This is a genomic window from Pantoea sp. Ft-CA_14 (genome assembly GCF_024520875.1).
Classification (GTDB): domain Bacteria; phylum Pseudomonadota; class Gammaproteobacteria; order Enterobacterales; family Enterobacteriaceae; genus Pantoea; species Pantoea agglomerans.
This window is the reverse complement of sequence record NZ_JALNPM010000050.1, coordinates 1-249: the sequence shown is the minus strand read 5'-3', so window position 1 is coordinate 249 and position 249 is coordinate 1. Positions and strand designations below refer to the sequence as shown.

The following is a 249-nucleotide window of genomic DNA, read 5'->3' as shown; positions in this document are numbered from 1 at the left end:
CTGTTAGGTAAAGAAGCCAATGCGATTGCGGTAGGTGAAGTGATTACTGCCGTGGATGAGTCCGTGGACGCGACCAAGTGCCAGGGTAAAGAAGGCTGCCAGGGCGGCGAACGCTGCCTGACTCACGTCTTATGGCGCGATCTGAGCGTGCGCATCAGTGAGTTCCTGAACAACATTACGCTGGCCGAGCTGGTGAATAATCAGGAAATCCTGGACGTGGCCGATCGCCAAAATGCCAACGACAACCGC

The 249-nt window shown here is 55.8% G+C and carries 1 protein-coding gene; it reads left to right on the top strand.

Annotation, left to right across the window (positions count from 1 at the left end):
- A partial coding sequence (locus NR195_RS22805) for an Rrf2 family transcriptional regulator (RefSeq protein WP_256844939.1) occupies positions 1-249 on the top strand: 249 nt, incomplete at both ends.